The sequence below is a fragment of the Roseibium aggregatum IAM 12614 genome (assembly GCF_000168975.1).
Lineage (GTDB): Bacteria > Pseudomonadota > Alphaproteobacteria > Rhizobiales > Stappiaceae > Roseibium > Roseibium aggregatum.
Genome location: NZ_AAUW01000021.1, coordinates 37806 through 58853, shown reverse-complemented (window position 1 = coordinate 58853; position 21048 = coordinate 37806). Strand labels below are relative to the sequence as shown.

The following is a 21048-nucleotide window of genomic DNA, read 5'->3' as shown; positions in this document are numbered from 1 at the left end:
CGGCAGCAGGCCAATCCGAAGGCGATCCGCGTTGATCAGGGCTCCGAGTTCATCTCCCGGCATCTCGATCTATGGGCCTATCAGAAAGGCGTTACGCTGGACTTCTCCAGGCCTGGAAAACCGACGGACAACGCCTTCATTGAGGCCTTCAACGGGCGCTTCAGGGCGGAATGCCTGAATGCTCACTGGTTCCTGAGTCTTGCAGATGCAACCGAAAAGTTGGAGGATTGGCGCAAGGACTACAACGAACACAGACCTCACGGCGCTATCGGTAACAAGGTACCGATGGACCTGATGAAATCAGAACACGCAGCCAGCCCGTGTTCCTGATTTGGTCCGGAAAACTCTAGCCCACCTTGAGGGCACGTTGGATAGCACTCCAGAGTGCGACGGACTCTACACCAAACTGGAGGAGTTCTGGGGTCCCAGGTCACGAGCGATACCGGGAAAAGGGCAACGTCAAATCTAAACGCTGCAATCTGACAACACTCTGCGTCTGCGTAGAGCTGGAGGCAGCGCTTCGGCGGGAACCATCGTATGAATTGTGTGGTCGATAATCTCTAAATCGACGCACGATGGCAGATCAAGGCAGCCCTGGACGAACACAGGGAAATGCGGTAACCAACCCGCGCGTCAGAGTCTGCTCAACCGTCGTCTTAAAGCTCTGTCTCCTGCTCCACGCAGCCGCTTCATTTAAAGCCGAGCCCCAATGCTCGCAGAGGGGAACGCCGTTTATTGTGCAATTCACTTTACAATGAACATCAGAGTTCATGCGCGAAAACTGGCTCTCAAACAGGATTTTCAAATCCTACGAACAGATCTTGGCACTATGCTGCCAGGTTTGGAACAAACTTATCAATCAGCCATGGACCATCATGTCCATCGGGAATCGGAAATGGGCGCATGGGTTCTGATCAATTGAGGTTGATATGTGAGCAATAAATTGTGCGACTTGGTCGTCCCAAGTTACCCAGCACGGTCATTCGGAGTGCCTAATGTCACAGGGTAAGGCGGTGAATATCCTTTAGATTGTTGTCATCGGCAAAAAATGATGGCGAGGATAAGATGAGCAATCCCGTTGACTTTATGAACATATCAATGCCGCATCGGATGCATTCACCAAAATACTGGAGCCACGATTCGAAGCAGGGAAGCTGTCAAGTAAAAAAGAAATGTCGCTCGCCGCTGTTTGCAAATTTATTCGGCTTGCGCCTGTTCCGGCAATCTTCAAACACGTCAGGAGTCGGTTCTTTTTCGTCAAATTTTTTTCACAAAGGTTGGCGTTTCCAGTTGGTCTCAAGTGCCAAGCTTTATAATTGAGCAGCTGTTTCTTGGGACAAAACGCAAAGCCCAATGTCTCTTTGTCTGGAACTAATTGGCCATGTTGCTCAATTTCAACTCAGCCTGGTCGGGGACACAAACATGAAAGCTCTTTCGCCCACCGGAACCAAAATCATTGCGGTACGTGAACTTGTACCAGCTCATGCCCGTCTTGTTTCTGCCGGTTTCTCACGTGACGCAAACGGATCACTCCACTTTAAATACGCCCCCTCTGGTTCCTACGTGTTTTGGGACAAGCAATTCATCACGACAAATGACGAAGGCCAACTTTGGACCGAAGTTCAGATCAAACTTGGAACTGAATAATCATTGGTTGCTAGCTGCCAATTAAATACTAAACCAAGTATTTTTTACGAGAAGCGAATTTAGGATGAAAGACGAATACATTCTTCTATTTATTATTATTGTTCTTCTTTTTTTTCTGATTTCGACCGTTTTCTTCTCGGCTATGTTGCTTATCTCGATCGGAGATGTCTCGATATTCTCGTTGGATCTTTTTCAAGCCAACCGCTGCGAAGTAAGCGCCGGTGAAAAATATTAGGGAGCTAAAGCTAAAAGTTGGTGATGGCTCTTCGGGGCGGCGTATCGTGGCGAGTTTGAATACGCCGTCAATTCTCATCAGAAAAAGGGAGATACCACGCAACGCGCCGTCACAAGATGCCAGAGTTAAGGCAACTGATGATAAACTGGCGGGAAAGCATTGCCAGTTGTGGTGACGTCCCATGTTGTGGTGTAGCTCTTTTTAGGCCTCGGTCTTTTAGTGGGCCGAGCTGATCAGTCGCTCTGGGCTGCAGGCAAGCTGAGGGTGAGATCATCGCAGACCGGGGCAAGCGTTTCCAGTGTCATGTATCGGCCGCGCTGCACGGTCCATTCCTCGGTTTGTTCCATCAGGATCGCGCCGACTGGTCGGCGGATTGAGGCCACGTTCGGAAAGATCCGGACAACATCGGTGCGCCGCTTGATTTCACCGTTCAAGCGCTCGATCGGGTTCGTGGAGTGCAGCTTGGCGCGGTGCTGCTGAGGAAAGGTCATGTAGGCCAAGACGTCCTCTTCCGCCCCGTCCATCAGGTTTGCGAGCTTCGGCAGCTTGCCCCGCATCTGGTCGGCCACCAGGCGCCATTGGGCCTTGGCCGCGGCATGACCGGGCTGGGCGAAGGCGGTGGCGATGAAGGCCGAGACCACCCGGCGGCTGTTCTTGCCGGCATGGCCCAGGGCATTGCGCTGGAAATGCACCCGGCAGCGCTGCCAGGTCGTGGACAGAACCCGGGCCGTGGCGGCCTTGATGCCTTCATGCGCGTCTGAGATCACCATCTTCACGCCGGACAGGCCCCGGCGCATGAGATCTCGCAGAAACTCGGTCCAGAAGGGCTCAGCCTCAAAAGCGCCGATCGCCATGCCCAGCACCTCGTGGCGCCCGTCCGTGTTCACCCCCACCGCCAGTGTGACTGCGACGCTCACGATGCGCCCTCCCTGGCGGACCTTCAGGTAGGTGGCGTCGATCCAAAGGTAGGGCCAGTCGCCCTCGATGGGTCAGGTCAGGAAAGCATCAACACGTCATCGATGTCTTCGCACAGACGGCTGACCTGGCTTTTCGAGATCCCGGTCCCGCCCATTGCCATTGGCGAAGCGACGGACGAAGGCCTCACGCACCAGAACGGTGGCGCTCTGCACGCCGATACCTCGCAGGCTGCAGAGTTGTTGGATCATCTTACCTGCCCCATCCGGAGCCGTCGCCTCGGCCACAGCATCTCGCTCGCGCTCCAGTGCGTCGATCTGATCGAGAACGAGTTCCAGCCTGCTGATCAGTCGTTCAACCTTGGCCAACATTCGGCGGAATGGGCCCACCGAGTCCGGTGCGAAGATCAGCCAGCCGTCGCCGGCGACTCTTCAGCAGAGGATTGTAATCGCCGATCCCAAGCGTCACTAGAACAGCACCGATACGATTGGTCAGGCCGACTCGCTCGGACACCAGCTCGGCTCGTTCGCGGACGCATCGCCGCGCATCCTCATCGGCTTCTTCTGGGATAGGGACCATTGAGCAGACACGAGGCTCCCCGCGAAGCCATGCGAGTAGTGCGCGCAACAACAATTCCGCATCGATGCCATCGGATTTCGCTCGTCGCATGCGCCTATCCACCGGAACGCTGGAAGGTTGTATGACGTGCACCTCGACACCCTTCTCAATCAACCAATGCATTGATCAGCATCGTACGTTGGCGCACCAGAAGATCCCGAGCGCGATGCAGCATCAACACGGCCTGCTGGTCAGCGCTTTTGATTGCGACGAAATGCATGTTCTGTCGGGTGACAGCCTCGCAAATCGCTTCGGCATCCGCCATGTCATTCTTTTGCCGCTTCACATAGGGTTTGACGTAAGCAGGCGGGATCAGACGCACCTCATGCCCCAACGCCGCAATCTCACGAGCCCAATAATGCCTGGTCGCGCAAGCTTCCATGCCAATCAGGCAGGGGGAGAGGTCGGACAGTATCTTCAGCAATGCCCAGCGTCGGACTTTCTTCTTGAGCGTGACACCTCCGTTCGCATCAATCCCGTGAAGCTGGAAGACGGACTTGGTAAGATCGATGCCCAATATTGTAATCTGCATGTGGATGGCTCCCATTGCTGTTGGGTTCACCAACATGGCACATTGCGATGCCCTTACGTGGGGCTGTCCACACCATCAACTTGTTTTGTTCGGCGCGCATGGGGCCCGTTTAGACGGATTTCAGGCGTTCATCTCGCCGGTGTAGTCCTGCCATAGTCCGAATGCATCTGCTCTTGCGTGCCCGTATGAGGCGGCCGACAGGGTATATCGACGCGGCCGGAAGATCGTGTTGATCTGAACGTGGGCAGACAAAAACCGTTGAACTTGGCGGGGTGACTTGAACTGGCCCATGATCTTCTCCCGTTTCCGGGTCGGGCGATGGGAATTCTCAATCCTGTTGTTCAATCCCTTGTGAGCGCGATGGTCGGCATCCGGAGCAAGGGCCTGAACCGGCCTGGTGTAGCTGCGCAGCTTGTCCATTGCCCGGCAGTGTATTGCCAATGCAATGTCACGAGAGGGGGTACCACGACCCTGGGCGCGCCGAACTGCGTGACCAGCCCGCCAAAGAAACGTCTGGCCGCCTTTGCATTCCGGTGGGATTGAACCAGAATATCGAGCATGTCTCCATCGCCGTCAAATGCCCGCCAGAGCCAGTATTTCACACCGCCAATGACAATCACCGCCTCATCAAGAGGCCACTTGTTATTTGGTTTTGGCCAGTCCCGACGAGTGCAGCGCGCTAAATGCCGGACAAACCGGTTCACCCATTTGCGGATCGTTTCCCGGCTGACACCAATCCCCTGCTCCGCCAGGAGATCCCGCCTTGCCGGGCGCATCGGGTATCGAAGCCGGGACCGTGGCACCGGTGGGGCCGCGTAAGCCCTACGCAGAGCATCGTTCTCCAGCGTCAGTGCGCCGATCTTGACGTGCAGTGTTTTGACATCGACCGGGGGTGCCGCCGGTCCGGTCTTGGATTCATCGCCAAACACGCCCCCGTCGCCTCCTCAGGGAGCTGGTCTTTCCGCTGCTTGATCTGATTGGCGCGCACGTCGAACCGCTGGGACAGGTCCACCAGCGCCTGTTCGCCCTGATCGCGGCAAGCGCCACTTTCGCCTTGAAAGCCGGGCCAGCTCTGTTGAACCAAGGCTTCCTCCCAGGGAGGCGAACAGCAGCCGTTCGCCTCCGCGCTTTCAACTTGAAAAGCGCACGCTCCTAGTGGGCGGTTTATTGTGTTCAATCCGTATCGACGAATGCTGATTGTCCTGGAATTGATATCGCGGGCTGGCGCGCGAACGGTCCGTGCCCTCCCTCACCGTGCAACGCTGTTGTCACCCGGCTGCATCGCCTCCCGGTCAGGCGGGTTGCGATTTCCGGCGGCCGCCAGATGGCTCGCCCTTGATGTAGCGTCGAGTCCTGGGAATGATGTCACATTTCCTGTTCAAGGTGCCAATTCCAATTTCGACACCCTCTCTATAGAAAATGTTCCGCATGTTCCTTGCGATCTCGTGGGACCTGAAAGTCTCCGCGCCTATGATCGACTTCTGATCCCGACTCAACCTCGTCGAGCAGACAGGCACCTCACTACCCGCGAAATGATACAGCAGACGGATATGGTCCCCGTCTTGCGGCGCCTCTTCATAAACAAGTTGCGCAAGAAAGTCTTTTTTAATCCATCTTACTGGCCAAAATAGTACCCTCATATATTTGGATAACGCCTTCCGAATTATCGATGAGTTACTCTTTGAAACCGCGATGTTGCTCCCTGATGCCCGCACGGAAAGAACCTCTCTTTTATTACCTTGCAACCACTATAGCGCAATGCCGTCCACCTTCTTGTCGTAATTGATACAACCCCGTGCCATTCAGGTCTGTTCAACGCTCTTTACAGCCCGGCGTACGAGAGGGCGCCGGTGGGGCCGATAGCTGGGGCCCAAAGTGCCTTCGCGACATTCGAGACGCCGTTTGCCCTTGCGATGTCGAGTGTCTGACTGCGCAGGCGCGCCATGATGCCGAGATTGCTGCGGATGCGGCTGGCATTCTCTGCAAAGGTGACGTCGCGAACCCAGTGGTTACGGTTCTCGATGGCCTAATGATTGCGGATAGCCGGTGCGAAGGTCATGGCGTCAAGCATGACCGATGAGGCATAAATGCTTGTTTCCTCGCGGCTTTTCCAAAGGGCGGTCGCGACGATCAGCGCCTGGGCGGCCAGGATTTCGTTGGACTTCTCGTCAACGACCTCATGAGTGAGGATGATCTGGTGATCGACGGCAAAGGCCGAGAGCACATAGGCGGCCTTGGTGTCGGAAAACGCATCGAAACTTTGCCGCAACGTCTTGCCGTCTATGGCGATGAAGCGGGAAGGTCCTGCGGGAGCACAGGTTCGGTCCAGCCCCTCGGCATGACGCCGGAACGCCGTCCCCAACGCGTCGGGATCGATCTGCCGCAGTATGCCGCGCACTGATGTGTAGACCGGAGCCCGCCGCAGGGCCGCATTGAGAAGCGGCAATCTGGCGGCAATCAGGGCGTGAATTTACCGATAGGAGCGCGCTCCGCTCAGAATGGCGATGATCGAGAACAAAATCACGCCGACCTGATCGTACATTTTGCCTTCGGCGCGCCGACGGTCGGGGAACACGGCAAGGCAGGACACAAGATCAATAGCTGGGGGTCATGGAGCAACCTTCCCGTTTCGAGGTTCTCTCCATAGTTTCAGAGACTTATCGTCGGGAAAAGCAAAAAATCACGCACGTCAGCGACGCGCTCGCAGTCATGAGCGTTGAACAGTCCTGCTGTGACATTGGGGTGCGAGATTGTGTCCAGGCGCCCTTTTGGCACCAGCCGCGCTCCCAGGAGCGGGCGTTCCGGAAGACGCTTCGATTACCGTTGAATCTAAGGCTGAACCGGTTTGGCCGGTGAACTGATGCGGTGGATGCTCCATCCGACGGCATTTTAATGTGATGGCCGTCACGGCGGCAGACTTGTCGAATATCCGGCACACCTCCGCACGCCAATACATTTCGAAACAAAAAGATACGACGGGTATGCGCGCCAATTACGGCATGCGCATAGACAACACCAAAGAAAGGTCGCCTCCAGATGGCGCTCGCGGACCGGACTTTTCAAAGAAGCCGGTTCTAACGGCGGCATTCCGCGGGTCGGCTGCCTCTGAATGGTTCACGCGGATAACGTCCGGCCCTGTGCCGGACAGGAAGCCGCGAAGTTATCCGAGGTTATCAGAAGTGAGCAGCGTCAGTTCATCGCCCAAACCTGTTCTCGTAACGGGCATGCAGGAATTACTTCGCCCCAACCGTTTTTCCACGGCGATCCTTGAAAAGGATCGTCAGTTCAGCTTCTGGCGGGACCTTTTGTTCCCCTTGATGGATGTTGCGCCTGTTGCGCCAGGGGGCGAGGGTTTCAGAGCAAGTGGGCGCAGCTTCGATCTCGGTGTCGCCCAGGTGGTTGCCCTCAAGTCGGAGGCAATGCGCTTCACCAGGAGCGGCGCGCATTCGGATGCCTCAGCTAATTACTGGTGCTTGACCATCCTGAAACGCGGGACGCTCTTGAACCGGGTCGGCGACAACATCGTCGAGGTTACCCCCGGCACGATCCTGATAAACTCCCTCGCCGATACGTTTTCCGGGAAATCGAGTCGGCTGGAATGCATAAACCTGTTGTTGAACAGGGACTTTTTCTTTGACATGGAGGCGAATATCGATGCCCTCGTCAATACCCGCCTGCAGGGCCCGGCCGCTCGGATCCTGAGCGAATTCGTGCTGAACTCGGAGAAGCTCTTTCCCGCGCTGACGGTTGCGGAAACATCGCTCTGGATCGAGACTTTCTCGCTGCTCCTGGGGGCTGTCACCCGGCAGGCGAGGGAAAATCCACATCAGGCTTCAACGGCTGGCTCCCGGGACCGTGCCTCCGTTGTCCTCAACTACATTCGCGACAATCTCCATTCACCGACCCTGGGGGCGACGTCGATCTGCCAGGCTCTGAGGATGTCCAGGCGCCAGCTCTACTACCTTCTCGCCCCCTATGGCGGCGTCGCGAAGCTGATCACGCGCAAAAGGCTCATCGCAGCCTGCAAGGCGCTCGCCAGTACAGGTGAATCCAGACTGATCAGCACCGTTGCCTATTCCCTCGGGTTTTCAAACCATGCCGTTTTCTGCAAGCAGTTTCGCGAGGAATTCGGCTTCAGCCCCTCCGACGCGCGCGATGCGAGTATCTGCGGATACCTTCCCAGAAAGTCGCCGCCGAACAGCCTTTTCGACTGGCTGACCGATGGCGCGGCACACCGGCAATAAAGAACACGGAGAGGGTTCGACATCGCCTTCGACGGGGCCCCGCGGCTTTTGAAGTCTCGCGCCGGCCCGACGTCGATGCCTTTAGCCTCCGGGTTCTGACGCAAGACCCGTCCTATGAGCCCCTGTTTCGAAAGCGAGAGCAAAGATGGACCCCATCCGAAAAGACGAGTTTCCCCAAGACATGTCCGGCCTGGAAGAGCGGGACAACGGTGCTGCCATCATCGGCTTGGTCGCAGCCGCCTTGTCCGGATCCATAATCGGATTTTGCGTCGCGGGATATTTCACTCTCTCCTTCATTGTGCCCGTGATGTTCGCGGTTGGATGCCTGATGGGGTGGAAGGCTAACGGACTGGCCAGACACGAAACCGGGATTGAGCGCATCCGGCGGCCCTTCCGCCAAGCGCGTGTCGCGGGGCGACGCGGGTCGTCAGACCGCTCGTGACCGGCTTTCGTTGGTGGCCCGGTTTCCCGGCACCAGCGGGCCGGGCCGGTGGCGCACAGCCACCTCCTGCAAGGTGACAGCCGTCACAGCAAACGAGCTTCAGGCTCCCCAAATAGGTGTAAGCGGCACACACCGGACGCAGTGCCGAATGAAGAACAGAAAACATGCAACGAACCGTTGGACCCTCGACAAGCCCGACGCTTCCTCGTCCACTGAAAGAACCAACCCAATGTCAGATCAAGCAATTCCGGCACTGCAACAGACCACAATCATCCGCTCGCCCTTTCGCCTGACCGCGCTTCCCGGTCTGCAGCGCTTGTGCGCACTCGCTGGAAATTTCCGGAAAAGGCAGGCCTACCGGGAATTGCTCGACAATCCGAATTACCTTCTCGACGACGTTGGCCTGTCGGGTACGAAGTTGCGGGCAGCTATCCGGGCGGCTGGCGGTGGCGTTTCCTCAGGCAAGCCCCCGAAGGGTGAGGCCCCACAAACGAACACATGGCGCTGACATCGGTGATGGTTCCCGACTGGCTCGTCCGCATCGCGTGGCGAGCCAGGTGATCTTGAAACTCGGCGCGGTACCCATCTCCGCCCGACGGACCGCGGTTGCTCCGGCCCCCCGGCGAACCAGACCGCGCCAAACGCTGTCACGGGCGGACGGAAATGGGACAGCTCGGATGCCATGTCTGACAGCATCAAGACGATCCGGTGCGACAGATCGGCAGTGCCCTTCGCCGTCAACTTCGTCAGTTCTTTCTGGAATACGTGACGGCCTGTACCGACACGGATGCCGCGTTCCATCAGAAAGCCACGGCCCTGATTGATCAGGCGCGTCCTGTCCGACAACCAGACGTTCCCGCGCAGTGTAATGCCTGGAGGTCGAGTTGTTCTTCGGATTTGATTGGGACGAACGACATGGTCGGTCGGGTGGCGACTTCGGCGATCGCCTCCGCATCGCGGTCGTCATTCTCGTGAACCTTTACATAAGGTCAGACATACAGCAACGACATCAATCGGGGCTCATGCCCATATTCGAGGCAGAAGCGCCCGATGTGATGTGCGCCCCCGCAAGCCTCCATTGCGTCAATACAACTTAACAACTCCACCAAGAAATCCAGCAACCGGAATCGTTGGAGGCGTTTGTGAATAACTACAGCGCCGCTGGCATCAAGCCCGCAAGGCAACAAACCGACTTGATCAGATTAATCCCAAGAACCGTGATGTCCATCAGAATGTTCCTTCTTCTCCAATAATACACGCAAAAATGGCTGCATCTCGGTGGGAAGGCAGTTCATCCCATTAGCTCACCCCACTTGCCCCGGTATTCCTCTGGAGTCAGGTTATAGGTGGAACGCAGATGACGCTTGAGGGATTTGAACCTTTTGCCGTCTTCCAGGCAGACAATATAATCCGGCTGCACGGACTTTTTAATCGCAACGGCAGGAATCAGTCTTTCCGCTTCCGGCTCCTCTGCCACAGCAGCTGCTGCATGCAACGCCTGATGAACGGAGCCGATCAAATCCGTCAGTTCGGTCGTTGTGACCATGTTGTTGCTGACATAGGCGGTCACGATGTCTGAAGTGAGATCGATAAGGCTGGTCTCAACCGAACTGTCGTTCATGAAGGTTCCCGTATTTCTGCCGAAGAGTGGAGAGAGTGCGTCGACAAGACACGCCCATAAGTAGAACGCTCTTAACCTTCCACGTTCAGCCGAGCAACCTATTGAGGAAAAAAGAAAGGCCGGCAGTGTCATTTGACACTGCCGGCCTGTTAGCAATCAAAGTTATAGCGGGCAATGCAAATCATTCGACTTCGATCGCAACTGATTTTCAGGAACAAACATTGAGCAGGATTTGTTTTGAAAACCTGTTTTATCGGCAAATCAATGCCAACGAGTAGAGAGTAATAAATCTATCGACCGATTACCCGTGTCGTTCATCACAGGTTGAGGCGCGGCAAATCAAGGCACGTACAAAGGGGGGCTCCGCCGAGCGACCAGAGCGCGTTCTGCAATCCTTCCACAAGTGCCACAAAGCTCTCTCCGCCGAGAATGACATGGGCGTGCTCGAAGCCGGAATAGACGAGCCGGAAATGGTAGAGCAAATAATCGAGCCGCTGGCCGACAATCGTGACCCCAAGGCTTGCCATGTCGGTGAAGTCCGAAAGGCCGTGCCGGCCGGGTTCGTGAGCCTGACGGAAGATCACTTCCTGCTCCTCGCCGTGAACGGAACGCCCGGAGCGGATGCGTCGTTCGAGCGAACGGCGAATGCCAGAACCAAGTTCCGGATGGCGCCGCGGCATCTCCTCGAAGATGGCGACGGCCCGGATGCCGGGGGCAGCCTTGAGAAGGGGCACAACTTCCGCCTCGAAAATATGTTCGAGCGGATCCGACCGGCGGCGGCCGCGTGTCTTGGACGGCTGGGAAGGCAGACGGTGATCGTTCTCGATACGATAACCCGTCGCCGCGCTGAACCCTGCCTTGGCGGATGCCGCGGCGAATGCATTCGTCCGACGTAACTTCATGAAAAGACTCATCTAATGATCGTTTACATGGCAACTCGGCACAAAGTGATCCCTCTCTTCGGAAAACCACTCCAATACCGGGTCGATCGCGATCAACAGACGCCGGATCTTTGAAAAAATGGCGCCGCGTGTCAGTCGGCCGCTAGAGGTGCGACAGGAGGGCTTGTCAAAAACGGTGCGCGGCATTGCTTTGAAAGCACAGCTTCACCTTTGCATGTGTTGCCGACGGCTGGTGAATGGAGGAAAGCGTCAGACACTGGTCACGACCGCCATTGCTTGCGAAATGGTGGCCTTCCTTTGGGCAATAGGCCAAGACGTTCAACCCACCGGATAAAAATGAGCGCAACGAGCGATACCGGGAAAAGGGCAACGTCAAATCTAAACGCTGCAATCTGACAACACTCTGCGTCTGCGTAGAGCTGGAGGCAGCGCTTCGGCGGGAACCATCGTATGAATTGTGTGGTCGATAATCTCTAAATCGACGCACGATGGCAGATCAAGGCAGCCCTGGACGAACACAGGGAAATGCGGTAACCAACCCGCGCGTCAGAGTCTGCTCAACCGTCGTCTTAAAGCTCTGTCTCCTGCTCCACGCAGCCGCTTCATTTAAAGCCGAGCCCCAATGCTCGCAGAGGGGAACGCCGTTTATTGTGCAATTCACTTTACAATGAACATCAGAGTTCATGCGCGAAAACTGGCTCTCAAACAGGATTTTCAAATCCTACGAACAGATCTTGGCACTATGCTGCCAGGTTTGGAACAAACTTATCAATCAGCCATGGACCATCATGTCCATCGGGAATCGGAAATGGGCGCATGGGTTCTGATCAATTGAGGTTGATACAAGCAACTGGCGCGCCGATAACGAAAACCCACGCCGCCGGCCGGGTCGATACGTTGACCCGCCATCGCGATCGGCTCGCGGATCCGGACGGTCTTGCGTTTGGGCACGCGGCGAACCCGAGTGTTCCCGCGCGCGCTGTTCAGACTGATGAAGCGGGACCCTGGAGTTCCCGGCTTTTCCACGATCTCGCGCGGAATCGGCAGGCTTGAGTCTTGCGGTACGGCGTCGCTCCGATGTCGGATTCATCATCCCGCCGCCGAAAACGGCCCCACCCGGCCCTGAGGCCGAGACCTCTCCCACCACGCTGGATCCGCATGGTGCGGCCATTCAGGCCCACGGCCGGATAGCCCGGCAAAGCCACCCGGAATATAACCTGAAGAGCGCGGGTGGAAACACACCGACCGCTGGAAGCCGGTCATGGAGCATGTCGCGTTAACATAAATTCAGGAAATGGCCCGAACGCATTCGCGATGCGAACGCCGCCTGGGTGCCTGTTCCTGACCCCATCAAACCGCGTGAACGCGACACGCCATGGGGACAGACTGAAAGCCCCCCGGACACTCAAAGAACCGGGGTTCAAATCCGTGTCCAGGTTCTCGACAAGATGACTTCCCCGGGCGTCCCGCGTTCGAGCCCATCTCATGATGCCAAGATCACGGGAAAAGGACAGCCGCGTTTAAGGCCGGAAATTATGCGGCACGGTCGGTCGCAGACGTCATAATGTGGCATGCAATTCGATCAACCGGTCGAGGCAAAGTTCGATCATCTGCAGCGTCTGACTTTCCCCGTCGAGAGCGACCACGAGAACGAGCCCACCTTGAGAACTCATGCCCGCGTTTACGGGAGCGCCGATGACCGGGTCCCAGCTCGATAGCGAAAGGAAGTCCTTGAGATTTCTGGCCTGCAAGCGGCCCTTGTGCCGGGAAAGACTGAGCAGCATGCGACGCCCATCGCGCGCGGGGGTAATGGAGAAGGTTCCGGCCCGTTCGAATTCGAAGGACACGCTGCCGTCTTCGACCGGCTGAACGTCGCCGAGTCCCAGGTTCCGGGTGAACTCGCGAACCACCGCGAACGAATGATCTGAAAAGCTGGACTGCATCGCGCTTCCGATAGATAGCCTGTCAGGGACACAGGTGCCGCCGGCAGCCGGTCGACAGACCTTGCAAAGGGGGGCCGCCGTCAGCCTATACTTGTCCGCACCTGGTGCGAATGGACGGCTCGAAGGCCCAGCTGATCGTTTCTATCCCCGCGATACCTTCCGATTGCGCCTGACTGATCTCGCATTCCACATGCACATAGGCGGCGATCAGGTTGATATGCATCGCTTGCGTGTTGCCGAACATTTCATATGCGTTGGCATTTATGCGAAGATACCGGTTGAGCTCATGATCCTTGTCCACGAATATCGCGAGCGCAGGACCCGAAATATTTGTTCGCGCCTTCAGGAACATGCCCTCCCGCGAAATTTTGAAAACGCGACCGCAGAAATTCGCAAATTTGGGAGATTCAAGAGCACTGGACAGACAAGCTTTTTTGGCACTGAAGATGTTTTCAGCCGCATCGCGCCCGGTGACCGCCCGCGTCGTTTCCGGGACAGCATGAGCCGCGACCACCAGCACGGCGAAAGTGGCCAGCAACAACAGCGCGAAGGCCTGCAGGAATTTCAGCAACGGGTTTTCCCTCCTTTGCCGCGTATGGATCATTTTCTTTTTGATGGACACCGCAACTCCTCACTCATATCTCGCACCGATCTGTTCTCAAGGCGCTGGCCTAGCCGCGAAAAACCCGGACAGAAGAAGATCCATCGCGGTGGGCATCGCCTCACAAAGCTCTCCGCGGAGACTCTCGCGCTGTCCGGCCTCAAAGCTAAAGTGGCGTCATCAACAATAAAAACTGTTATCTCGCGACAGTATTCGGACATTTGGAACTAGTGTGTATCCAACAATCCGGAGCTTTCCGATGTAACTTTTGATACTCGGCGCGCGCGTTTTCGAAACCTCTTTCACCCAGATCGCGAATGTCGGGAGATACGCGTCCTGAAAGCCGCAGGCCCGTTCAGGGCCGTCAGTCACCTGTCGAACCTATGCTCGCTTGAGTCTACGGCCGAATCGGCGTCCGTCTCCGGATGGAGACGGACGCCGGCGGATCAGTAGAATTCCATGTTTCCAAGCACGTTGAGGATCGGCAACTTGGCAGGCTTGCCGATCTTCGGTTCCGGCCTGAACTCCGCGGCCGTGTCCGGCCCATCGGAAAAGCTGGTGTGGAGACCAGTCGAGCGGGACCGCAGCAACCGGGTCAACTCATCCAGTTGATGCGACCGGCGCACGACGCGCGGCGTAATCATCACAAGCAGCTCTGTCCTGTCCTTTACCGCATCGGTTTGCTTGAACAGATTTCCAACGATAGGCATCTTGGACATCAGGGGAACCTTGGTCGTGACTTCTTCCGAGCGGCTTTGGATCAGTCCGCCGAGGAGCGCCATTTTCCCGGATTCGATCACGACATCGGAATTTATCGTGCGTTGGGATATGACAGGGGTCAAATTCTCACCCGACCCGCTTGACTTGGCGGAACTGACTTCCTGTTGAACATTCAGCAAGACCGAGTTGTCCGGGCGAATGCTGGGCGTTACCTGGAGAATAACGCCTACATCCCTGACCTCTATCTGATTGGTCGTGGTCGTCGTGCCGGTCTCGCTCGCGTTCGTTTGCTGCACGAGGAACGGGATCTGATCACCGACGGACAGTCGCGCCGCCTTGCCATCTAGCACCGTCAGGTAGGGTGACGATATGACCTTCAATTCGGTCACGGTTTGCAGGGCTTCCAGTACGAAGGTGGCCGTGGTGCCATCGACTGAATCGACGTCGAACAACGCGACCGCGCCGGGTTCGCCGGTGTCCGCCGGATCGGGAAGTCTCGACGACCTGATCTCCACCCCCTCACCGCTCAGAAATGCCTGGACGCCGTATTTGAGCCGGTCGTTCAGGGCGACCTCAACAATCGTTGCCTCGATGACCACCTGGGCAAGGGGAACGTCGAGCGTCCGCACAACATCGCGAATACGCTTGAACTGCCGGAATTTCGAATGAACGAGGAGTGCATTGTTCCTGACATCGGGAACGATCGATACCGCCTCTTCGCTTGAACGCCTTGTGTCGGCCAATCTGTTCAGTCTTCCCGAGAGCCTTTGCTTGGCAGCCCGTTGCGCGGCAGTGCCGGAGCCGTTGTCCGGGTCGTCGCGTCCCTTGCCACGGATAATCGCCGGCGCGGATATCGATGACGCATTTTCCGCCTCTGGCCCGTGGCCGTCATCGGGAATGGAAGCGGTCAGCAGATCTTGCGCCCGGATGTCGGGCTCATAGCCCGGACCGTCATTGCTGTTCGCGAAAATCGCGTTCAACTGGCCCGCGGTCTCCTCTGCGGACAGGTTCTTGAGAGGGATGATGCGCAAGGATGTCGCGTTCTGGTTCTCTTTATCGAGTCCGCGAACCAAGGTTCTCATGTTGCTCATAGCCTGCTGGCTTTGCGCGACCACTAAAAGGGACTGTTGTTCTTCCATTGGAATGACCAGGGGGATTTGCGTTCCTGTCTTGCCGGAATTCTGGAAGTAACCGACCACGGCGTTTGCGACAACCTCGGGCGGGCTTTCGCGAAGCGGAATAACCGCGATGAACTCGTTTTCTCCGGAATTGCCGATGATGGCCTGAATCAGGTCGACGACAGCTTTCTCGTCCGACGGATTCACTCTTAGCACGAGCGTGTTGTTGGAAAGGACCGGAGTAATCGTGGCACCCGCCGGCAGTATTTGCGCCACCGCCTGGGCAATTTCCTCGACGTTGCCATTCTTCAGCTTCAGGACCCGCGTCTTGAAGTCTCCAATCGCTCCGGCAGCCGCATTCCTCTCCAATTCGACGATCTTCGAAACCGGTCCGATATGGTAGACGCCGTTGATTATCTTCATCACATAGCCGTAATGAGCGAGAATGTCCCGCAGGATGGAGGGTATGGATGACCGCGGAACAGGCGTTTCGGTCTTGAAGGACACAACCCCGGTGAACTCCTCCGACGTCACGTAATTGGCGGAAAGCATGCCACCAAGAAGTTGCTTGACGACATAGCCCAGGGGCTCGTTGTCAAATGCAATCGTCACGGCCTCGTTCGGATTGCCGAAGCCCGCGCCAACCTGCCCGAGTTCGACCAGATTCCTATTGATCTCGTTTGCGCTGACCGAAAAGGTGGTCGGTTCGTTTTGCAGGATCCCGACGAAACCGATTCCCTCGCTGGCCGGATCGGAGCCGTTGACACGCGAAACGTCCAGGTCGCCGGTCTCTACATGTTTCAGATCGTTCGCCAGAACAGAGTTTCCAGAAAAATCCAGTATGTTTCGCTGGTGTCTGCCAACGTCATCTCCCTCCTGTTTTGCGGTTTTTGCGCACGCCGCTGCGAATACCGCCAGGAAGGTGATAACCGCAATTCTTCTGAGACAATAAGTCCGCGTCTTTCGCGCTGATTGCATTCTATATTCCAGTTTGAGCGATACGCCCCCAAGAACACTACTAACTATTTGGGCTTGGAAGAACTTGAAGTAAATTGGACGGAATCAAAACTCAATACTTTCCAGTCCAGGTCTTGCGGGTAGATCAGGGGAGCTACATATTTGTCATACTGTACAATTGCCCCCAACCTGCCGACACTCACGAGTTTGCTGTATTCATCAGGGGATGTACCCTCATGAAATTTCGTCCCATCCGGCGTCTGGATAAAACGCTCGGAACCGCGGACCATAACGCCTGACACAGCAATCGCAGGCGGAACGAAGTCGCGAACAAGAAAGCGAACGAAGAAGGGATTTTTTTCCATCTCCGCCAAGGAACCGGAGCTCAGGACGGAATTGCGTTCGATGACGTTTTCCAGTCGTGACGAGCATTGTCTTGCGCGCGCGGGGTTGAGCGCCGCTTCCAGTACGAGGAGCTGGTCCTCCTGGTCTAGGTCGACAAGAGAATTGTCCGTGGTCGCACTCAGGTGGTCGATCCGGCCGACGATCTCCACCAGATCGGAAACAGCCAACCTCGAACCCGGCCAGCAGCGCATGCCCGTTTCGGTCGCATTGACGATCAGGGGGAGATAAGTGCTGCTGCGGTATCCGCCTCCGGAGTCGAACAACAGGGAGGCCCCGTTTCTCGCGGCCCCGTCACCGGCAACCGGTTTGGGCGACAAGACGTTTCTGCCGGTCAGGCTCGCCTTGACCACGGGCCTGCGGTCGCCAGCTTCGCCCGAAGTCGAAGCCCTTTCGGCAAGCAGCAGGGATGCGGCCTCCTCGTTGAACATGAGATCCTCGACGCCGATCATGCCGTTCTTGAGTTGCCCCAGAGTAAGGCCGGCGGCACCGTCTCTGCCGCTTAATCCAAGCGGGCCGAGACGGGTTGGTTCGGAGGAGATGACCTTCCCGTTTTCATCAACGATCTGTACAAAAGAGATCAGGGAGATTTTTTCCGCATAGCGTCTCGCGTATGTTTGGATAAAGCCTATCCAGGCATCGAGCTTGTCGGTGACGACAACGCCACTGGCCTCGATGCGCATTTCGGACAGTTGAAACAAAACCGCTTCTTCAAGTCTGGCGCGCCTGGCAAGGTCCTTTACTTCTTCAAGATAAGATGTTGCGGTGCTGACCCTGAATTCGACCGCTGTGACCCCGAGGATCTCGCTGCTGATATAGTGCCGGACCCTCTCCGCTACGTTGTCCGAGAGGATTGTTCCATCGACCGAGACCCCCCCCTCGTCGGAGACGTCGAACGTGACATCAACCTCGAAATTGCTGATAGCAGCCGCTATTTGCCGGCGAATGGAGGAAAGCACCCAGATCCGCGGCCTTATCGGAAGATCGATGTCTTCGACGATGTTCAGGACCGCATTGCGCTGCACAAGCTCCTCGACATGGCCGCTCACATAAACGGTGCCGTCCACTTCTGAAACCACGGTAATCGAACTGGAGAACGGCAGCTCCGAGATGCGTCTCTTCAGGTCCGCGACAAGTTGATCCTCATCGACGCTGGCCAGGCTCGGGCTACGGTCGAAATAACCGGACACGCTGCCCACCGCTGCACCGACAACCGTGCACGAGACCAGCAGAATAGCGCCATGCCTGATCCAGGACCGGTTCAGGTTCCACAGGATCCTTCTGCCGAACGGGTGGCGGCTGCGCTCGTTGCCCTGCGCCCGCGCGGCAAACAGAGCCGCCCAATTGTCGTCCTCGGCACCGAAGGCGAACTTGGTTGATCCGATCGTGATGATCTCGAGAGGGTTGAGGGCGCGCCAGTCATCAGCACCGGCATCGATGACCAGACCGTTTTCACCGACCACTTTTCCGGCACCGCCGGCGATACCGGCCCTTCCGCCTTCCACCCGGATACGGGCGTGTCCGGTCTTTAGGCAAACATCCACGAACTGGAGATCATCGTCCGGACCCGAGCCGAGGACGTATTCTCCATCTTCCAGCAATACTTCCACGCCGGCCTGCGTGCCCGTAATTGCTTTAAGAATCAGCGGGCTGCCGACTCTACGAGCTAATTTCATGCCCTTGAAGCCATTCATATGTGAATATCCGGATGATTAGGCCGCAGACCGGCGGCACGTTGCCTGACCTGGAGTTCGCGTCAGGATTTTCGTTTAGTGCTCCCGGTTTTGTCCGGGAGCACCGATCTCATAGACTATGGCTGTACCCAGCCTTCGCCCTTCCTAGACAACGTTTCGGGCGATGCTTTTCAGGGAGTCCGATACCGACTTCAGCATGTTGGTGCGCAGGTTGGTAACCGCCGACCACGAGTTCATGGCCATCTGCATAGAAAACATCTTCTCAGTATCGGAGAGGTTCGTGTTCTGCTCGATGTTTCTGATATCTTCTTCGATTGCGGCAATCTGGTTTTGCAGCTCCGTTTGACGAAAAATCAGATCGAAACCGTCCCGGAATTCGTAGACCTTCGAGTCATCCGCGCCGCCTGGGAGCGTTGGCGCGGAAGGAAACGTATCCGGGATGTCCCAACTGGTTGCTGTATTGTCCATTTTCTCTTCCTATTTCTGTTAACTTGATTTGATTGAAAGACTTCAGTATCTGTTTATGACATCACAGGCAGCGACGAGTGCCTTGTGAACGATCTTGGCCTGCTGAAACTCTTCCCGATTGAGGCCGTTCTTCATCTTCATCTCGATCTGGGACGCCTTTGCCGCCAGATCGTTGGCAATCTGCCGTTTCAGATAGCCGCCGCCTTTCGCACAAAGGCGGTCATCAAGATCCGTCATTCCGAAATTCCGATCTGGACCTTCTCCAGATGCCTGTTTTTTTTCCATCGTCATCCTCCTGATGCGAAAGATTCCTGCTCAAGCTGATCCGGCTTTATCAGTATAATCTTTCTGTCGCTTACAGTTATCAGCCCACTTTGCTGCCACTTTTTAAGTATTTTGTTCACATTTCCGCGTGTACCACGCGCCATTGAGCCAAGATCGCTTTGAGTAACCATTGGCCCCAAATATTCGTAGGTCCTTCCTTCGAATTCTACTTTTTGACCCATCATCTTTGCGAGACGCAGGATCGACAATGCCAGTCTCGATGTCAGGCTGCTGAGATAGAGCACTTTTGTCGCGTCGATATATGTTTTGTACCGATCGATCACGAGCTCGTTCAGCGCACTCATCAGCTTGGCACAGTCAGAACCGCCACCGCGGAACAGATCGGCACGCAAAGTGAGATAGCTTACCGGTCCAATTGCCGAGGCCGTGTCCTGGTATACGGATCCGTCCAGCACACCCAGCTCTCCGAAGCTGTTGCCCGGGGGGACAATCGCGTAAAGGATCGACGTTCCATCCTCCAGAAGGTACGACAATCTGACATAACCACTGACAACGATGTAGAACACGTCCGCGGGGTCTTCCTGCAAGTAGATCACCCCTCCGTCCGGAAGGACGTTCCGTCTCGCATTGGCCAGCAAATCGATGCTCAGCTCGCCCGGCGAGAACTTTAATTCTTTCGGCCAGTGAAACATGTCATTTATCCGTCGTTATCTTTCCCGGTCAGCGTTGAGTTGGGATCCAACGAAGATCTATAATTGCGAATTGATCTGCAAAATCTGATTAGCGATCGCATTTACTTAATATGCCTGAATTAATTGCCTCGTAACATAACAAGTGCCTTCTTGTTTACTGTTTAAATACCTTCCCGCACCCTCGACGTCGACTTGCCTGCCAGCCCGGCATATGCGCAAAGCATCTCCGGCGCTCTTTAAAGCCACCGCGCCGGGAGAAATCGTTAACTTCTTGTTAACTACTTCCCTGGGACGAGCTTTCTCTTGCTTGCAATCAGTATCAAAGGCGAATACCGTGATGTCATAAAGCTAATTCAAGTGTATCTGGCCTGCGAACCTTTTCTGGGCGATTGCATGCGACAACAAGCAAACGACACTCTGTGACAGTTTCACTTGCACGCCGGTCCTGTTTTCGAGCCGGGTCGAATTTTTTGGCCTCAAATCGCCATGATGTACGGCGCCACGCCCGTGGACTGTTGATCACCGGAACACATGTAGCTGAAAGGCGCCGGTCCGACGTGTGATCGACGGCACAGCGCAAAAGGGAACGGGCAAACAGAGCGCATCGCTCATGCGTATCGCCGGCATTTCCTGCGCTATGTGCGGTTGTTTCCGTTTCCACATGAGCACCGGTGATGTGTAAGCATGAATTTCTCCGCACCTTTTGGCATTGAGTGCTGTGATGCATGAGGTGTCCATCAAAGATAGGTGGACACCATTTCATGGAAGAAGATCAGAAGCTGAATGTGAGGCTGGTGGGTCGTGACGGACGGCGTTGGTACGATCCAGCGTCGAAAGCGCGTCTTGTTGCGGCCTGCCATAAGCCCGGCGTGTCGGTATCGCGGCTAGCGCTTGAACACGGGATCAATGCAAACCTGCTGAGGAAGTGGATCAAGGCAGCTCAGGAGACCGGCCCTGTGCCGTCATCTTTAACGCCGGCGTTTCTCCCGGTTTTGGCCGTGGATAGGGGGCG

13 protein-coding genes and 10 pseudogenes are annotated in these 21048 nt (G+C 56.2%); 7 read left to right on the top strand and 16 right to left on the bottom strand.

What is annotated here, in order from left to right; translation table 11 throughout:
* Positions 1-15 precede the first annotated feature (15 nt).
* The 3 genes and pseudogenes from SIAM614_RS31370 to SIAM614_RS24340 all read left to right on the top strand — a co-directional run.
* A pseudogene (locus SIAM614_RS31370) lies at positions 16-330 on the top strand (integrase core domain-containing protein); the annotation flags it as partial.
* 434 nt (positions 331-764) lie between these two features.
* A pseudogene (locus tag SIAM614_RS33070) lies at positions 765-914 on the top strand (IS630 family transposase); the annotation flags it as partial.
* Positions 915-1422: 508 nt separating this feature from the next.
* Positions 1423-1647, top strand: coding sequence for a hypothetical protein (locus SIAM614_RS24340; RefSeq protein WP_006938623.1), 225 nt, complete (start codon positions 1423-1425; stop codon positions 1645-1647).
* Between the two features lie 85 nt (positions 1648-1732).
* Here the strand turns inward: SIAM614_RS24340 and SIAM614_RS32190 are convergent, their stop codons facing one another.
* The 7 genes and pseudogenes from SIAM614_RS32190 to SIAM614_RS24310 form a co-directional block, all read right to left on the bottom strand.
* Entirely contained in the window at positions 1733-2065 is a 333-nt protein-coding gene (locus SIAM614_RS32190) for a hypothetical protein (protein WP_157140062.1), read from the bottom strand.
* A gap of 50 nt (positions 2066-2115) precedes the next feature.
* Positions 2116-2957 (bottom strand): annotated as a pseudogene (locus SIAM614_RS24335) (IS256 family transposase); the annotation flags it as partial.
* Position 2958: 1 nt separating this feature from the next.
* Positions 2959-3517, bottom strand: a pseudogene (locus tag SIAM614_RS31760) (IS110-like element ISMno25 family transposase); the annotation flags it as partial.
* 13 nt (positions 3518-3530) lie between these two features.
* Positions 3531-3947: pseudogene (locus SIAM614_RS24325) on the bottom strand (IS110 family RNA-guided transposase); the annotation flags it as partial.
* A 120-nt stretch (positions 3948-4067) separates the two neighbouring features.
* A pseudogene (locus tag SIAM614_RS24320) lies at positions 4068-4705 on the bottom strand (IS6 family transposase); the annotation flags it as partial.
* Between the two features lie 60 nt (positions 4706-4765).
* Positions 4766-5012 (bottom strand): annotated as a pseudogene (locus SIAM614_RS31365) (IS3 family transposase); the annotation flags it as partial.
* A 961-nt stretch (positions 5013-5973) separates the two neighbouring features.
* The gene (locus SIAM614_RS24310; protein ID WP_006938610.1) at positions 5974-6393 is read right to left on the bottom strand and encodes a hypothetical protein; all 420 of its coding nucleotides are present in this window, start codon (positions 6391-6393) and stop codon (positions 5974-5976) included.
* Between the two features lie 733 nt (positions 6394-7126).
* Here SIAM614_RS24310 and SIAM614_RS24305 point away from each other — a divergent pair.
* Positions 7127-8191 (top strand): helix-turn-helix domain-containing protein, encoded by a 1065-nt coding sequence (locus SIAM614_RS24305; RefSeq protein WP_157140061.1) that lies wholly within the window; start codon positions 7127-7129, stop codon positions 8189-8191.
* A gap of 671 nt (positions 8192-8862) precedes the next feature.
* Positions 8863-9141, top strand: a complete 279-nt coding sequence (locus tag SIAM614_RS24295; RefSeq protein WP_040441011.1) for a hypothetical protein — start codon at positions 8863-8865, stop codon at positions 9139-9141.
* A gap of 783 nt (positions 9142-9924) precedes the next feature.
* Here the strand turns inward: SIAM614_RS24295 and SIAM614_RS24290 are convergent.
* On the bottom strand, positions 9925-10254 hold the full coding sequence (locus SIAM614_RS24290) for a MucR family transcriptional regulator (protein ID WP_006938605.1): 330 nt from the start codon (positions 10252-10254) through the stop codon (positions 9925-9927).
* Positions 10255-10610: 356 nt separating this feature from the next.
* A pseudogene (locus tag SIAM614_RS24285) lies at positions 10611-11168 on the bottom strand (IS21 family transposase); the annotation flags it as partial.
* A gap of 665 nt (positions 11169-11833) precedes the next feature.
* Between SIAM614_RS24285 and SIAM614_RS33065 the strand changes: the two are divergent.
* Positions 11834-11983, top strand: a pseudogene (locus SIAM614_RS33065) (IS630 family transposase); the annotation flags it as partial.
* Positions 11984-12715: 732 nt separating this feature from the next.
* Here SIAM614_RS33065 and SIAM614_RS24280 read toward each other — a convergent pair.
* The 7 genes from SIAM614_RS24280 to SIAM614_RS24250 form a co-directional block, all read right to left on the bottom strand.
* Positions 12716-13099, bottom strand: coding sequence for a CesT family type III secretion system chaperone (locus SIAM614_RS24280; RefSeq protein WP_006938602.1), 384 nt, complete (start codon positions 13097-13099; stop codon positions 12716-12718).
* Between the two features lie 85 nt (positions 13100-13184).
* A complete protein-coding gene (locus tag SIAM614_RS24275; RefSeq protein WP_006938601.1) occupies positions 13185-13721 on the bottom strand; it encodes a hypothetical protein in 537 nt (178 codons plus the stop codon).
* 425 nt (positions 13722-14146) lie between these two features.
* The gene (locus tag SIAM614_RS24270; RefSeq protein WP_006938600.1) at positions 14147-16516 is read right to left on the bottom strand and encodes a secretin N-terminal domain-containing protein; all 2370 of its coding nucleotides are present in this window, start codon (positions 16514-16516) and stop codon (positions 14147-14149) included.
* A 44-nt stretch (positions 16517-16560) separates the two neighbouring features.
* Positions 16561-18591 (bottom strand): EscD/YscD/HrpQ family type III secretion system periplasmic domain-containing protein, encoded by a 2031-nt coding sequence (locus tag SIAM614_RS24265; protein ID WP_006938599.1) that lies wholly within the window; start codon positions 18589-18591, stop codon positions 16561-16563.
* Between the two features lie 144 nt (positions 18592-18735).
* A complete protein-coding gene (locus SIAM614_RS24260) occupies positions 18736-19059 on the bottom strand; it encodes an EscF/YscF/HrpA family type III secretion system needle major subunit (protein WP_006938598.1) in 324 nt (107 codons plus the stop codon).
* A gap of 42 nt (positions 19060-19101) precedes the next feature.
* Entirely contained in the window at positions 19102-19296 is a 195-nt protein-coding gene (locus SIAM614_RS24255; RefSeq protein ID WP_157140060.1) for an EscE/YscE/SsaE family type III secretion system needle protein co-chaperone, read from the bottom strand.
* Positions 19297-19346: 50 nt separating this feature from the next.
* Entirely contained in the window at positions 19347-20036 is a 690-nt protein-coding gene (locus SIAM614_RS24250) for a Crp/Fnr family transcriptional regulator (RefSeq protein ID WP_006938596.1), read from the bottom strand.
* Positions 20037-20797: 761 nt separating this feature from the next.
* Between SIAM614_RS24250 and tnpA the strand changes: the two are divergent.
* Positions 20798-21040, top strand: a pseudogene (gene tnpA / locus SIAM614_RS31355) (IS66-like element accessory protein TnpA); the annotation flags it as partial.
* Positions 21041-21048 lie beyond the last annotated feature (8 nt).